The 14,782-nt window shown below is 67.2% G+C and carries 11 protein-coding genes; 7 read left to right on the top strand and 4 right to left on the bottom strand.

Annotation, left to right across the window (positions count from 1 at the left end):
* The 3 genes from VDP74_RS06560 to VDP74_RS06550 all read right to left on the bottom strand — a co-directional run.
* On the bottom strand, nt 1-758 hold a 758-nt coding region (locus VDP74_RS06560), incomplete at its 3' end, for an ABC transporter permease subunit (RefSeq protein ID WP_322998828.1).
* Nucleotides 755-1,786: a dipeptide ABC transporter permease DppB gene (gene dppB / locus VDP74_RS06555; RefSeq protein WP_322998827.1), complete on the bottom strand. Its 1,032-nt coding sequence runs from the start codon at nt 1,784-1,786 to the stop codon at nt 755-757. The genes VDP74_RS06560 and dppB, both read right to left, overlap by 4 nt.
* Before the next feature lie 152 nt (nt 1,787-1,938).
* A complete protein-coding gene (locus tag VDP74_RS06550) occupies nt 1,939-3,534 on the bottom strand; it encodes an ABC transporter substrate-binding protein (RefSeq protein WP_416232946.1) in 1,596 nt (531 codons plus the stop codon).
* Nucleotides 3,535-3,863: 329 nt separating this feature from the next.
* Between VDP74_RS06550 and ssb the strand changes: the two genes are divergently transcribed.
* The 7 genes from ssb to hutI all read left to right on the top strand — a co-directional run bounded on the left by ssb (nt 3,864) and on the right by hutI (nt 13,260).
* Nucleotides 3,864-4,346 carry a single-stranded DNA-binding protein gene (gene ssb, locus VDP74_RS06545; protein WP_322998825.1) on the top strand — a complete coding sequence of 161 codons (483 nt, stop codon included), beginning with the start codon at nt 3,864-3,866 and terminating at the stop codon, nt 4,344-4,346.
* 133 nt (nt 4,347-4,479) lie between these two features.
* Complete coding sequence (imuA, locus tag VDP74_RS06540) at nt 4,480-5,208, top strand: translesion DNA synthesis-associated protein ImuA (protein ID WP_322998824.1); 729 nt, start codon at nt 4,480-4,482, stop codon at nt 5,206-5,208.
* The gene (locus VDP74_RS06535) at nt 5,129-6,412 is read left to right on the top strand and encodes a DNA polymerase Y family protein (RefSeq protein ID WP_322998823.1); all 1,284 of its coding nucleotides are present in this window, start codon (nt 5,129-5,131) and stop codon (nt 6,410-6,412) included. Before imuA ends, VDP74_RS06535 begins: the two co-directional genes overlap by 80 nt.
* 2 nt (nt 6,413-6,414) lie before the next feature.
* Nucleotides 6,415-9,843, top strand: coding sequence for an error-prone DNA polymerase (locus VDP74_RS06530; RefSeq protein WP_322998822.1), 3,429 nt, complete (start codon nt 6,415-6,417; stop codon nt 9,841-9,843).
* A 202-nt stretch (nt 9,844-10,045) separates the two neighbouring features.
* Nucleotides 10,046-10,666 carry a TetR/AcrR family transcriptional regulator gene (locus tag VDP74_RS06525; protein ID WP_322998821.1) on the top strand — a complete coding sequence of 207 codons (621 nt, stop codon included), beginning with the start codon at nt 10,046-10,048 and terminating at the stop codon, nt 10,664-10,666.
* A complete protein-coding gene (locus VDP74_RS06520) occupies nt 10,663-11,880 on the top strand; it encodes a YbfB/YjiJ family MFS transporter (protein ID WP_322998820.1) in 1,218 nt (405 codons plus the stop codon). The genes VDP74_RS06525 and VDP74_RS06520 overlap by 4 nt, the downstream gene beginning before the upstream one ends.
* Nucleotides 11,881-12,009: 129 nt before the next feature.
* Nucleotides 12,010-13,260, top strand: a complete 1,251-nt coding sequence (gene hutI / locus VDP74_RS06515; RefSeq protein WP_322998819.1) for an imidazolonepropionase — start codon at nt 12,010-12,012, stop codon at nt 13,258-13,260.
* Here the strand turns inward: hutI and hutH are convergent.
* Nucleotides 13,227-14,765 (bottom strand): histidine ammonia-lyase, encoded by a 1,539-nt coding sequence (hutH, locus tag VDP74_RS06510; protein ID WP_322998818.1) that lies wholly within the window; start codon nt 14,763-14,765, stop codon nt 13,227-13,229. The two genes, hutI and hutH, sit on opposite strands and share 34 nt — an antisense overlap.
* Nucleotides 14,766-14,782 lie beyond the last annotated feature (17 nt).

Genomic DNA, 14,782 nt, shown 5'->3' with positions numbered 1-14,782 from the left:
TTGGCCAGCATCGTGCCCCATTCCGGGGTCGGCGGCTGGGCGCCCATGCCCAGGAAACCCAGGGCGGCCATGTCCAGGATGGCGTTGGAAAAACCCAGCGAGGCCTGCACGATCAGCGGCGCCACGCAGTTGGGCAGGATGTTGATGAACATCTGCCGCCAGGCGCCCGCGCCCACCACGCGCGAGGCGATCACGTAGTCGCGCGTCATTTCGCGCAGCACGGCGGCGCGGCTCAGGCGCACGTAATGCGGCAGGGCCACGAAGCTGAGCGCCAGGGATGCGTTGACGATGGATGGCCCGAAGATCGCCACCAGCACCAGAGCCAGCAGCAGGCTGGGCAGCGCCAGCATGATGTCCACCAGACGCATGATGGTGATGTCCACCACGCCGCCCGTGTAGCCCGCCAGCACGCCGAAGAAAATCCCCAGCACCAGCGACACGCTGACGACCAGGAAGCCCACCAGCAGCGACAGCCGCGCGCCGTAGATCAGGCGCGACAGGATGTCGCGGCCCACGTCGTCGGTGCCCAGGATGAATTGCCAGCTGCCGTCCGCGTGCCAGACGGGGGGCTGCAGCAGGTGTTCGCGGAATTGCGCCGCCGGGTCGTGCGGCGCGACCAGGTTCGCCGCAATGGCGATGAACAGCATCAGCAGGATATAGATCAGCCCGATCAGGGCGCCCCGATTGCGGGAAAAATCCTGCCAGAAAGATTTGAGCGGCCCCGGGGGGGCCGGCATGGCGGTGGTCAGTTCAGTCATTTGCTGCGCCCCTTTTGCTGGCGGATCCGCGGGTCGGCCAGGCCATACAGGATGTCCACGCACATGTTCACCAGGATGATCAGGGTGGCCACGATCAGCACGCCGCCCTGCACGACCGGGTAGTCGCGTTGTTCCAGCCCGTGGATCAGCCAGCGGCCGACCCCGGGCCAGGAGAAGATGGTTTCGGTCAGGATGGCGCCGACCATCAGCACCCCCACCTGCAGGCCGATCACGGTGAGGACCGGCAGCAGCGCATTGCGCAGGGCGTGCACGATCACCACCCGCAGCCGCGACAGGCCCTTGGCCCGGGCGGTGCGGATGTAGTCTTCGTTCAGCACTTCCAGCATGGACGAGCGCGTCATGCGCACGATCACCGCCAGGGGGATGGTGCCCAGCACGAAGGCCGGCAGCAGGATGTGATGCAGGGCGTCCCAGAAATCGCCGGCCTCGCCGAACAACAGGGTGTCGATCAGCATGAATCCGGTCAGCGGGTCGCTGGGGTCCAGGAACAGCGATGCGCTGACCCGTCCGGACACCGGCATCAGGTCCCACTGGACCGACACCAGCATGATCAGCATCAGGCCCCACCAGAACACCGGCATGGAATAACCGGTCAGGGCGGCGGTGATCGACATGTGATCGAACCAGGATCCGCGCTTGACGGCGGCCAGCACGCCCACTGGGATGCCGATTGCCAGGGCGATGAACATGGCGATGATGCTCAGTTCCAGGGTCGCCTGGAAACGCGGTACGAACTCCGACCAGACCGCCTCGCGGGTCGTCAGGGACGTGCCCAGGTCGCCGTGCAGCACGTTCCAGATGTAGTGGAAATACTGCGTGACCAGCGGCTGGTCCAGACCCAGCTGCGTCATCATGGCGGCATGCTGTTCGGGGGACAGCCCCCGTTCGCCGGCCATGATCAGCACGGGGTCGCCAGGGATCAGGTGGATGAAGGCGAACGTCAGCAAGGTGATGCCGATGAACGTCGGTATCGCCAGCCCGACGCGTTTGAAAATGAAAGAAAACATGGTGCTGTGAAGCCCGCTAATCGCCTGCCGTAGCGGCGACCCTGTGGGATCGGCCCTGGTGTCCGCAGTGGGTCAGATCAGGGCCGAGCGCGAAAGGTAGGAAAATGTCGTCTGTCGGGTTCCGGCGGGGTGCGCCGAAACCCGATCAGGGCTTATTTGCCGAGACTGACGTGGTCGAAGATGTGCCGGCCCACGGGGGACACGGTATAGCCCTTCACGTTCTTGCGCAGCGGCTCGAACACCGTGGAATGGGCAATCATGACGGCGGGCGCCTGTTCATGCATGACGACCTGGGCCTGTTTGTACAGTTCGACCCGTTTGGCGTGGTCGGACGTGGTGCGTGCCGGCTGGATCAGGTCTTCGAAGGGCTTGTAGCACCAGCGCGAATAGTTCGACCCGTTCTGCACGGCAGCGCAGCTGAACAGCGTGGCCAGGAAGTTGTCCGGGTCGCCGTTGTCGCCCGTCCAGCCGATCAGCATGGTCTGGTGTTCGCCGTTCTTGGTGCGCTTCAGGTATTCGCCCCATTCGTAGGACACGATTTTCGCCTTGACGCCGATCTTTGCCCAGTCGGCCTGGATCATTTCGGCCATGCGGCGGGCGTTCGGGTTGTAGGAACGCTGCACGGGCATGGCCCACAGGTCGGTTTCAAACCCGTTGGGGTAGCCGGCTTCGGCCAGCAGTGCCTTGGCCTTGGCCACGTCGTGCGGCCAGTCCTGCACGGCGTCGTTGTAGCTCCACATGGTGGGTGGCAGCAGGTTCTTCGCCGGCTGTCCGGCGCCCTGGAAGACCGCCTTGATGATGGCGGGCTTGTCGATCGCCATGGACAGGGCCTGGCGCACCTTCACGTCGGTGAAGGGTTTCTTTTCCGTGTTGAACGACAGGTAGCCCACGTTCAGGCCGGCCTGTTCCAGCAGCTGGATGTCCTTGTTCTGGCGGATGGATTCCAGGTCGGCCGGGTTGGGGTAGGGCATGGACTGGCATTCGTCTTTCTGTAGCTTGGCATAGCGCACGGAGGCGTCTGGCGTGATGGCGAAGACCAGGCGGTCGACCTTGGCCTTGTCGCCCCAGTACGCCGTGTTGGCCTTGTACAGGATGCGGGCGTCTTTCTGGTAGGTGACGAATTCGAACGGCCCGGTGCCGATGGGGTCGGTGTCGACCTTGGTCGGGGTGTTGGCCTTCATCATGGCGTCGGCGTATTCAGCCGACTGGATGGACGCGAAATCCATGCCCAGGTTGGCAATGAAGGGCGCCTCGGGGCGCGTCAGCACGAAACGCACGGTGGAGTCGTCGACTTTTTCGATCTTGTCGATCAGTTTGTCCATGCCCATGCCGGCGAAGTACTGGTACGCGCCGTTGGAGACCTTATGGTACGGGTGGTTGGCGTCTTTCTGGCGCAGGAAGGAAAACAGCACGTCGTCCGCGTTGAAGTCGCGGGTGGGCTTGAAGAGCTTGTTGGAGTGGAATTTCACGCCCTTGCGCAGGTGGAAGGTATAGGTCTTGCCGTCTTCGCTGACGTCCCAGGACTGCGCCAGGCCCGGGATGATTTCCGTGGTGCCGGCCTTGAACTCAACCAGGCGATCGAAGATCGGGTGCGTGGCGTCGTTGGTCGTTCCGGACGTGAAGAACGCCGCGTTGAAGCCTTCGGGCGAGCCTTCGGAGCAGTAGACGTAGGTAGAGGCTGCCTGTACGGAGCCGGCTGCCAGGGCCATGGAAATCAGGGACAGACCCAGGGTGCGTTTGGAAATCATCATTTTCACCTCGCGTGATGCGTGAATCTGCGAGAACATAGCACGAAACGCTGTTTGAACCGTAGTGTTTGGGCATCGAGAATTACCCGCATGCGCAATCGCGCAACTTTCTTGATATGGCACAAGGGATATCCGGGCAGGGGCCGGTTGGCCGTTGCGCCGCCGCCCGGAAATGTCGTGCGGGCGCGGCCCGCCCAGGGGGTGGCCCTGCGTCTTGTCGGGGTAATCCCGGCTGGGCGATAATGTCCATTTGACCCGATTCGATGGCATGCCGGGGCCGCATATCCCCGATAATGGCAGCCACATCGTTCTATAACAGGATTCCCACCATGGCCTCAGTCAACAAAGTCATTCTCGTCGGCAACCTGGGGCGCGACCCGGAGGTCCGCTACAGCCCCGACGGCGCCGCCATCTGCAACGTATCCATCGCCACCACCAGCCAATGGAAGGACAAAGCCAGCGGCGAACGCCGCGAGGAAACCGAATGGCACCGCGTGGTGTTCTATAACCGCCTGGCCGAAATCGCCGGCGAATACCTGCGCAAGGGCCGTTCCGTCTACGTCGAAGGCCGCCTGAAGACCCGCAAATGGCAGGACAAGGAAACCGGCGCCGACCGCTACAGCACCGAAATCGTTGCCGACCAGATGCAGATGCTGGGCGGGCGCGAGGGCGGCGACGCCCCGGCTGGCGGCGATTCGGGCGGTTTCTCGCAGGCCCCTGCCCGCCGCGCCCCGCAGCAGCAGCGCCCCGCCGCCCCGGCGGCTGCGCCCGCCAGCAACCTGGCGGACATGGACGACGATATTCCGTTCTAAGGCCCGATTCGCTTCGTCCGCCGAACCCCCTGTTTGTCTCTGGCAAACAGGGGGTTCGGCTTTTGGGTATGGATGGAGGTAGGGTGCAGATTTACTGTATATTTATACAGCAAACAAAAGCACCTTCCTCGCCATGCCCGCCCTGCCTGTCCGTCCCGAAACCATCCATCCGTCCTTGTGGCGGGCCTCGCAGCTGGCGCGGGGCGGGGCGGTGTGCGTTGATACCGGGCATGCGGCGCTGTCGCCGGAATTGCCCGGCGGGGGTTGGCCGGTCGGTAGCCTGACCGAACTGATGCTGCCTCGGCCGGGCATCGGGGAATTGCGTCTGCTGCTGCCGGTGCTGCGGCAGTCCGTAGGGCCGGCCCGGCGGTCGGTGCTGCTGATCCAGCCGCCGCACGTGCTGCAGCCCCTGGCCCTGTCCTGGTGGGGGGTGGATCCGGATCGCATCCTGCTGCTGCGGGCGGCGCGCCAGGCCGATGCCTGCTGGGCCGCCGAACAGGCGCTGCAGGCGGGCACCTGTCGGCTGGTACTGCTGTGGTCCGACGCCCCCATCCGCCCGGCCGCCTTGCGGCGCCTGAACCTGGCTGCCCAGGCCGGGCCTGCCCTGTTCTTCATGTTCCGCTCGTCCCGCGATGCGGATCAGTCTTCGCCCGCACCCTTGCGCCTGCTTCTGGCGCCGGCGCGCGGCGGCGTGCAGGTCGTGTTCGTCAAACGCCGGGGTCCCCGGTGCGATGAACCGCTGTTCGTGCCCCTGGCGCCGTCTCCTGTCTTGCTTGACCATCATGTCCGTCTGGATCGGCGTATCCCCGCCTTCGACCCTGCTGCAGCCGCTCGCCTGCGCGCTGCTGCGCTTCACGCCTGACCTGGCGCTGGCGCCCGAATCCGTCATCCTGATGGACGTCACGGCCAGCGTGCGGCTGTTCGGCGGAATCGGCGCCTTGCGAACGCAGGTGCGCCGGGTGCTGCTTGCGTTCCAGGGTGACCCGGCGACCGTGTCGGTGGCGGAGTCCTGGGCGTCCGCCTGGATGCTGGCGCGCAACGGGCGCGGCGGCAACGCCCTGACGCCGCGTTCCCTGCGGCGGGCACAGGCCCGGATCCCCCTGGCCGTGGCGCCGCCTGCGCGGCCCTTTGCCGACTGGTTCCGCGACCTGGGGTGCGACACCCTGGCCGATCTGCAGCGGCTGCCCCGCACGGGGCTGAAGAAACGCTGCGGGCCGGCGCTGCTGGATTGGCTGGATCGGCTGGGGGACGCCGGCGTCGTGCCGTATCCCCGCCTGGAACCGCCCCCCGAATTCGATCAGGCCCTGGAATTGCCCGACCATATCGAACACGCGCCCGCCCTGCAGTGGGCGGCGCAGCGCCTGATTCTGCAGCTGTGCGGCTGGTTGGTCAGCCGCCGGCAGGATGTCGCCGCATTCACGCTGCTGCTGGCGCACGAACGCCGCCCGCACCGCGCCTTGCCGGCAGATCGCCTGCCGGCGGGCGATGCCACGCTCGTGCCGATCATCCTGGGCACGCCCGCGCACGACCCTGCCATCCTGACGCGCCTGGTGCAAGAGCACCTGGCACGCCTGGTGCTGCCTGCGTCCGCGATCGCCATACGCCTGCGCGCCACTCGGTTCCAGGACGCGCAGGCGCCCAGCCTGGAACTGTTCCCGGAACCCGGCGGCACGCCGCAGGATCACGCCCAGTTGCTGGCTGTGCTGGCGGCCCGTCTGGGCGCGGATAACCTGCTGGTGCCCGCGCCGTTGGCCGACCATCGGCCCGAACGGGCGGCCCGCTGGACGCCGTTGGGTCGAAAGTTGCCGGGCGGGCAGGCGGCAACGCTGCCGCGTCCCGCCTGGCTGCTGGACGCGCCCGTGCCTTTGGCGTTGCAGGGACATCGGCCTTTTCATGGCACGCCGCTGCGCCTGGTGTCACCGGCCGAACGGCTGGATTGTGGCTGGCATGATGGGCGCCCGGTCGTGCGCGACTACTTCGTGGCGGAAGACGAATCGGGAGCCTGCTACTGGATCTTCCGATCCGGTGCCGGCCCGCAATGGTTCCTGCACGGGCTGTTCGGCTGATCATGGCAACCCTGCCCGACTACGCGGAATTGCAGTGCGCCAGCAATTTTTCCTTTCTGACCGGGGCGTCCACGGCCGAAGAACTGGTCGATCGCGCTGCGAAGCTGGGCTATGCAGCGCTGGCGATCACCGACGAATGCTCGCTGGCCGGCGTCGTGCGGGCGCATGTCGCCGCCCGGCAGATCGGCCTGCCGTTGATTGTCGGGGCGACCTTCCGCTTGTCCGGATCGGACGAATCCCCGAGTCCGGATGCTGCGACCCCGGCCCGTCTCGGCGCCCCGTCCGAGGCACCCTGCACTCCGTTGACGATCACCGCCTTGGCTCGACATCGCGATGGCTACGGCAATCTGTGCGAGCTGATCTCGCTGGCGCGCCGGCGCAGCCCCAAAGGCCGCTACTGCCTGATGCGCCAGGACCTGAGCCCATCGGCAGCCGTCCAGGCACCGCCGCTTTTCCAGCCGGCGCCGCAGACTGATGCGGACGCGCCTTCCGGCGATCAGCCTGCCGCTCCACAAGCCGGCGATTCGGGGCTGCGGCCGGCTAGCCCGTCGCCCGCGCACCTGCGCGGCCTGCCCGGCTGCTGGATCATCCTGTCGCCGGACTATCCCGCCGACGAGGCGGTGCTGGATGAACAGATACGCTGGGCCAGGACCGCGTTCGGCGCCGCTTTGCGGGTGGCGCTGACCTTGCACGCCCAGGCGCTGGACGACATCCATCGCGGACGGGTCGCGCGCGCGGCGGCGCGGCACGACGTGCCCCTGGTAGCCACTGGCTGGCCGCTGATGCACGCGCGGTCGCGCAAGCCGCTGCAGGACCTGCTGACCGCCATCCGCCTGGGCAAGACCGTGCATGACTGCGGCTATGCCCTGCAGCCCAATGCCGAACGCCACCTGCGCAGCCGCCTGCGCCTGGGCAGGCTGTATCCAGCCGAGGCCTTGGCAGAAACCGTGCGCCTGGCGCAGGGCTGTCATTTTTCGCTGGATCAGCTGCGCTACGAATATCCCGAAGAACTGGTGCCGGCCGGCCTCAGCCCCGCCACCCATCTGCGCCAGGAAACCCTGAAAGGCGCGCAGCGTCGCTTTCCCCAGGGGATTCCACCCGATATCCTGAGGCAGATCGAACACGAACTGCAGCTGATTGCGGAACTGCGCTACGAGCCTTATTTCCTGACGGTCTACGACGTCGTCCAGTACGCGCGGTCGCGCGACATCCTGTGCCAGGGGCGGGGGTCCGCCGCCAACTCGGCCGTGTGCTATTGCCTGGGCATCACCGAGGTCGATCCGGCGCGATCCAAGCTGCTGTTCGAGCGTTTCATCAGCAAGGAACGCAACGAGCCGCCCGACATCGATGTGGATTTCGAGCATCAGCGCCGCGAAGAAGTCATGCAGTATCTCTACCAAAAATACGGCCGGCATCGCGCCGCGCTGACGGCGGCAGTGGCCACGTATCGCACACGCGGCGCCTTGCGGGATGCGGGCAAGGCGCTGGGCGTGTCGCTCGACGTGATCGACGACGTGACCCGCCGTTATCGGCGCTTCGACGGCCATGGGGATTTCCTGCAGCGCCTGATCGACGTCGGGTTGGACGTGGGAGAGAGCACCGGTCCAGGCACGGAAACAGGCGCAGCCATCCGTGACACGGCCGATCTGTCGGCGCAGGCCCGGCGGCACCGACAGTGGGCGGCATTGGCTACCCAGTTGCTGGGGTATCCGCGCCATCTGTCGCAGCATTCCGGTGGTTTCGTCATCAGCCGGGGGCCGCTGACCCGCTTGGTGCCGGTGGAAAATGCCGCCATGGAAGGTCGCACCGTCATCCAGTGGGACAAGGACGACATCGAGGCCCTGGGGCTGCTGAAGATCGACATCCTGGCCCTGGGCATGTTGAGCATGCTGCATCGCGCCCTGAACCTGATGTCGGCGAAACGGGGGCGGCCGTTCGGCCTGCAGGACATCCCGCCGGAAGATCCCGCGACCTACGACATGCTGTGCCGAGGCGACGCCATCGGCGTGTTCCAGGTCGAATCCCGCGCCCAGATGGCCATGTTGCCGCGCCTGCGCCCGCAGTGCTTCTACGACCTGGTGATCGAGATCGCCATCGTGCGTCCCGGCCCCATGCAAGGCGGCATGGTCCACCCCTATCTGCGCCGCCGCAACAAACAGGAACCCGTCACCTTTCCTTCGGCAGCCCTGGCAGAGGCGCTGGCGCGCACCCTGGGGGTGCCGATCTTCCAGGAACAGGTCATGCAGGTCGCCATGCTGGCCGCCGGCTATTCCGCCGGCGAGGCCGATCAGTTGCGCCGCGCCATGGCCGCCTGGAAGCGGCACGGCAATATCGACATCCACCATGATCGTCTGGTCGGCGGCATGCTGGCCAATGGGTACGACCCGGCCTTTGCCGAGGATATCTTCGCCCAGATCCGGGGGTTCGGCGAATATGGCTTTCCCGAAAGCCATGCCGCCAGCTTCGCCTTGCTGGCCTATGCCAGCGCCTGGCTGCGCTGCCACGAGCCGGCCGTCTTCCTGACGGCCCTGCTCAATAGCCAGCCCATGGGCTTCTATACCCCCGCGCAACTGGTGCAGGATGCCCGCCGGCGCGGGGTCATCGTGCTGCCGGTCGACGTGGCCGTCAGCCAGTGGGACAGCACGCTGGAAGATGCGCGGCCGCAGGGCATGCCGCCCATCGCTTCGGCGCGATCCGCCGTCGCGGCTTCAACCGCCGTGCGCCTGGGTTTTTCCCGCATCACGGGCATGCGACAGCCTGCAGCCGAACGCATCGCCCGGGCCCGATCCGGGCAACCATTTGCGGATGTGGCCGACCTGGCGCATCGGGCGCAACTGGATCGCCATGACCTGCAGGTGCTAGCGCAGGCGAACGCCCTGAGCGCGCTGGCTGGCGACAACCGCCGCGCAGCCTTGTGGCAGGCAGCCGCCGCCGTGCCGGATCGTGACCTGTTGCGCGGCACCGCCCGGGACGACGCCGATCCTGTCTTGCCGCGCCCCACGGAAGGGCAGGCCATCGCCACCGATTATCGCGCCCTGGGCTTGACGCTGGGTCGCCATCCCGTCGCCCTGCTGCGCGAACGCCTGCAGGCGGATCGCCTCTTGTCCGCCGCCCAGCTGGCGGATCTGCGCAACCGCCAGTTGGCTCGCGCCTGCGGCCTGGTCACCGTGCGCCAGCGCCCGCAGACCGCCAAAGGCGTGGTCTTCATGACCCTGGAAGACGAAACCGGGCCGGTCAACGTCATCCTCTGGCCGGACATCTTCAAACAGTACCGCCGCGAGGCCCTGGGCGCGCCTTTGCTGGCCGTCTACGGCATCTGGCAGACCGACGGCAGCGTCCATCACCTGATCGCCAGACGGTTGGTGGATCGCAGCGACCTGCTGGCGCAGGCCCTGTCCGGGCTGGATCCTGAATCCCGGGATTTCTGCTGAGAACCATGTGGCTGGACAGGTCTTCTGGCGACCATGCAGCCCTTCGCGCAGCGCGGTGTTCGTCGGGGTCCGCCAGTGCGGGCCCGTGATGAAGCGCTTGACAAGCATCCGCTCGGAAGTATTACTATACAGACCGGTCTATATATATATCGATACGCGCAGCATTGCCTGATCTGCGCGGATGTTTCCAAAGGTCGTCATCATGCCTCGTCCCTCCGCATCCCAGCCCGCCGCCCGAGACCGCATTCTCGCGTGCGCGTCCGATCTGTTCTACAGAAAGGGCATCAATCACGTGGGCATCAACGAGATCATCGGCGCCAGCGGCATCGCCCGCATGACGCTCTATCACCACTTTGCCTCCAAGAACGACGTGATTGTCGCGGTCCTGGAACGGCGCATGGCCGAGCGCCGCCAGGCCATGCAGGCCGTCATGGAAGCTGCGCATTCACCGCGCGACAAGGTAATGGCCGCGTTCGGCTATCTGCGCGATCTCGTCGGCGCGGATGCGTTCCGGGGCTGCGTGTTCATCAATGCCGCCGTGGAACTGGCGGATCCGAGCCACCCCGGGGCCGTGCTGTCGGCGCAGCACAAGCAGCGGATGGCGGATGGGTTTGCGCGCATCGCGGATGACGCCGGGTGGCCGGATGCCGCAGGTTTCGGCCTCCAGTGCCAGCTGCTGTGGGATGGGGCAGTCGCAGCCGCCCAGTTGAACTACACCGCTGCCGCCGTCGATGCGGCGTGCCAGGCCGTTGGCGTGCTGATCGCCGCGCGGGAATCCGCCGCGCGGCCAGGGCCGGACCGGACCGCAAAGGGGGCATCATGACGCGCGATTCTTCGATTCTCGTTTCGCCCGGCGCCGAAACGGCCGTGGCCCAGCCTCCCGCCGGCGACCTGGCCCGGGCGTGGGCGCTATCCAGCGCAGCCGCGATTTCCGTCGGCTTCGCGCGCTTTGACTACGCGCTCATCCTGCCCGCCATGAAGACGGACCTGGCGCTGACGTATGCCCAGGCGGGCTGGCTGAATACCGTCAACGGCCTGGGATATCTGCTGGGCGCCTTGCTGGCGATTTTCGCCGTGGGCCGGCTGGGCAATCGGCGGCTTTTTGCCTGGGGGACGCTGCTGACTGCAGCGGCGGTATTCGGCACCGGACTGACTCATGACCTCGCGTGGCTGGCCATCTGGCGTTTCCTGGCGGGCCTGGGTGGCGCGGGCGCATTTGTCTGCGGGGGCGTCCTGGCGGGCGCGCTGGGCGCGCGGGCCATCGTGATTTTCTTTGGCTGCGGCATCGGTTTCGGCCTGATGGCGGGGGGCGCCGTCCTGCCCTGGCTGTTTCATGTCTACGGTTCCGTGGTGTGGCCCCAGGCGTGGCTGCTGGTCGGCGCGGTCTGCCTGCTGCTCTGCATCCCCGCCATCCGCGCCAGCGGCGGCATCCCGGAACCCTCGTCCCGACATCTGGCAGCCAGTGGCCGGTGGCGCGATTGCTCGGCTGTTTATCTGGCGTATTTCGTCTTCGGGCTGGGCTACATCGCCTACATGACTTTCATGATCGCCTGGGTGCGGCAGCAGGGCGGTGACTCGGGCCAGTTGACGACCCTGGTGTCGGCAATGTGGATGGCGTTGGGCCTGGCCAGCTTGTCGGCAGCCGTGTTGTGGCGCGGGCTGCTCGCCCGCAGCCGGGATGGCCGCGTGATGTCGGCCGCGCTGCTGGTCCTGGTGCTGGGGGCCGCCTTGCCTCTGGCCCTGAACGGCGTGGCGGGCATCATGGCCTCGGCCGTGCTGGTGGGGGTCAGCGTGGGGATCGTGCCCTCGTCGGTCACGCATTTCGTCAAGGCGAACCTGCCGCCGCCCGCCTGGGGCGGCACCATGGCCGTCGCGACCAGCCTGTTCGCCGCCGGCCAGGTGATCGGCCCGGTCGCCTGCGGCTGGCTCAGCGACCATTACGGTTCGCTGTCCGTGGGCCTGGCCGCCTCGGCAGCCGTGCTGATGCTGGCCGCCGCGCTGGCGGCGCTGCAGCGGGCGCTGGGCAGCGCCGCATAGATTGCGGCGGGCGGGTGAGTAGGCTGCGGCGGCTTCCATGGCGCCGCAGCCTGTTCCCTTGTGGCGGCGGTGCTGCGCAGGCATAATTCCCACATTGTCTATACAAGTTCAGGACGAGGAACATCCCGCATGTCATCCATTCAGGAAACCGGCGTCCGGTCGCCCGGCCGCGTCTTGTGGAAGAACCTGCGCATCGTGCCGCCAGGCTGGCAGTCCGGGCCGGTGCCGTTGTGCGACCTGGCGGTCGAGGGCGAGCGCATCGCCTGGCTGGGCAATGCGGGCGGGGCGCCCGCCGGCTTCCGGGCCGCGCAGCAGCACGACCTGGGCGGCGCCCTGGTCACGCCCGGCCTGGTCGACTGCCACACACACCTGGTGCATGGCGGCCAGCGGGCCGACGAATTCGCGCTGCGTCTGGCTGGCGCCAGCTACGAGGACATCGCCCGCCAGGGCGGGGGCATCGTGTCCAGCGTGCGCGCCACGCGGGCAGCCGATGAAGACACCCTGTTCCAACAGGCGCTGGCGCGGCTGGATGCCCTGCGGGCCGAAGGCGTGACCGCCATCGAAATCAAATCCGGCTATGGCCTGGACCTGGCCGCTGAACGCAAGATGCTGCGCGTCGCCCGGCGCCTGGGGGATGCTCGCCCCGTCACGGTGCGCACCACCTTCCTGGGGGCGCACGCCCTGCCGCCGGAATACGCGGGGCGGGCCGACGACTACATCGATCTGGTCTGCGACGTCATGCTGCCGGCCCTGCACGACGAAGGCCTGGTCGACGCGGTGGACGTGTTCTGCGAGAACATCGGCTTTAGCCTGGCGCAGTCCGAACGCGTCCTGCAGGCTGCCACGCAGCGCGGCCTGGCCGTGAAAATGCATGCAGAACAGTTGTCCCTGATGGGGGGTGCTGCCCTGGCCGCCCGCTACGGGGCGTTGTCGGCCGACCACCTGGAATGGCTGGACGAAGCCGGCGTGCAGGCCATGCGCCAGGCGGGCATGGTCGCCGTGCTGCTGCCGGGCGCCTATTATTTTCTGCGGGATACGCACCAGCCGCCCATCGACCTGCTGCGCCGCCACGGGGTGCCCATGGCGCTGGCCACCGACTGCAATCCCGGCACCTCGCCGGCCACATCGCTGCTGCTGATGATGAACATGGCCTGCACTTTGTTCAGGATGACGGTGGCCGAAGCCCTGGATGGCGTCACCCGCCATGCCGCCGATGCCCTGGGGGCACCGGGGGTCAGCGGCCGCCTGGCCGTGGGCCACCCCGCCGATTTCGTGGTCTGGGACATCGACAGCCCGGCCGAACTGGCCTACTGGATGGGCCTGCCGCGCTGCCGGATGTCCGTGCGTCAGGGCAGCATCGCCTTCCAGTCCACCCGATAGCTGCCTTCCAGCACCCGGCGGCCGATGATGTCCAGGTCGGGGGCCAGCAGGCGGTCGCGATCATAGAAGGGCACATCCCGGCGGATCCGCTGGTGCAGCGCCTGCAGGGGGGCGGACGTGGTCAGGGGCGCGTGGAAATCGATGCCCTGGGCCGCGCACAGCAGTTCGATGCCGACAATGTGCGCCGTGTTGCGCGCCATGTCGGCCAGCCGCCGGGCGGCGAACGTTGCCATGCTGACGTGGTCTTCCTGGTTGGCCGACGTGGGCAGGCTGTCCACGCTGCCCGGGTGCGCCAGCGACTTGTTTTCCGACGCCAGCGCGGCGGCCGTCACGTGCGCAATCATGAAACCGGAATTCAGTCCGGGTTCGGGCACCAGGAACGGCGGCAGGCCGGAAATACTGGCGTCGATCAACAACGCCACGCGGCGTTCGGCCAGGCCGCCGATCTCGGCGATGGCCAGCGCCAGGATGTCGGCGGCGAACGCCACCGGTTCGGCATGGAAGTTCCCGCCTGAGATCACCTGGTCCGGCTGCCCGTCGCGCCCAGGAAAGACCAGCGGATTGTCCGTCACGGCATTGGCCTCGATCAACAGCGTGCGCGCGGCCTGGTCCATCAGATCGTGGATGGCGCCCATCACCTGGGGCTGGCAGCGCAGGCTGTAGGGGTCCTGGACCTTGTTGTCCGACACCAGGTGCGAAGCCCGGATCGCGCTGCCCGCCAAGAGCGCGCGGTAGCGGCGGGCGACTTCGATCTGCCCCGGTTGTCCACGGATTTCATGCACGCGCGGGTCGAAGGGCGCATCGCTGCCCTTGGCGGCGTCCACGCTGAGCGCGCCTGCCAGCACGGCGCTGTCGAACAGATGTTCTGCCAGGAACAGCCCGTGCAGCGCCAGCGCGGTGGATACCTGCGTGCCGTTGATCAGCGCCAGGCCTTCCTTGGCGGCCAGGTGGATGGGCGCGATGCCGGCCCGCGCCAGCGCCTCCTGGGCCGGCAGCCATTGGCCTTCGCACAGAATGCGGCCTTCGCCCAACAGCGCCAGGGTCATGTGCGACAGCGGCGCCAGATCGCCGGATGCGCCCACCGAACCCTTTTCCGGAATGTGCGGGATCAGGCCGGCATTGAAGACCTGCAGCAGGGTGCGCACCACGCTGGATCGGATGCCCGAATAGCCCCGCGCCAGACTGGCGACCTTCATCGCCATCAGCAGCCGCGCGACGCGTACGTCCAGGGGGGCGCCCACGCCCACGGAATGCGACAGGATCAGGTTGCGTTGCAGGGTCTGCAGCTGGTCATCGGGAATGCGCGTCTGCGCCAGCTTGCCGAACCCCGTGTTGATGCCGTAGGCCGGGTCGCCTCGGTCGATGATGGCCTGCACGACAGCGGCCGAGGCATCCATGTCGCGCACGGCTTGTCCGGGCAGCGCCAGTTGCACGTCTCCCTGCCAGATCTGGCGCAGGGTATCCAGATCGAGTTCCCCGGGCTGCAAGGTCAATGTGGTCGTCATACGGTCTCTCTTGAAGA

The sequence above is a fragment of the Castellaniella sp. genome, assembly GCF_034674885.1.
Taxonomy (GTDB): domain Bacteria; phylum Pseudomonadota; class Gammaproteobacteria; order Burkholderiales; family Burkholderiaceae_B; genus Castellaniella.
This window is presented reverse-complemented; position numbering and strand designations above follow the sequence as displayed.

Coding starts and splice junctions, on each gene's coding strand:
- dppB (WP_322998827.1), bottom strand. CDS start 1,786: ATGTTTTCTTTCATTTTCAAACGCGTCGGGCTGGCGATACCGACGTTC.
- VDP74_RS06550 (WP_416232946.1), bottom strand. CDS start 3,534: ATGATTTCCAAACGCACCCTGGGTCTGTCCCTGATTTCCATGGCCCTG.
- ssb (WP_322998825.1), top strand. CDS start 3,864: ATGGCCTCAGTCAACAAAGTCATTCTCGTCGGCAACCTGGGGCGCGAC.
- imuA (WP_322998824.1), top strand. CDS start 4,480: ATGCCCGCCCTGCCTGTCCGTCCCGAAACCATCCATCCGTCCTTGTGG.
- VDP74_RS06535 (WP_322998823.1), top strand. CDS start 5,129: ATGTCCGTCTGGATCGGCGTATCCCCGCCTTCGACCCTGCTGCAGCCG.
- VDP74_RS06530 (WP_322998822.1), top strand. CDS start 6,415: ATGGCAACCCTGCCCGACTACGCGGAATTGCAGTGCGCCAGCAATTTT.
- VDP74_RS06525 (WP_322998821.1), top strand. CDS start 10,046: ATGCCTCGTCCCTCCGCATCCCAGCCCGCCGCCCGAGACCGCATTCTC.
- VDP74_RS06520 (WP_322998820.1), top strand. CDS start 10,663: ATGACGCGCGATTCTTCGATTCTCGTTTCGCCCGGCGCCGAAACGGCC.
- hutI (WP_322998819.1), top strand. CDS start 12,010: ATGTCATCCATTCAGGAAACCGGCGTCCGGTCGCCCGGCCGCGTCTTG.
- hutH (WP_322998818.1), bottom strand. CDS start 14,765: ATGACGACCACATTGACCTTGCAGCCCGGGGAACTCGATCTGGATACC.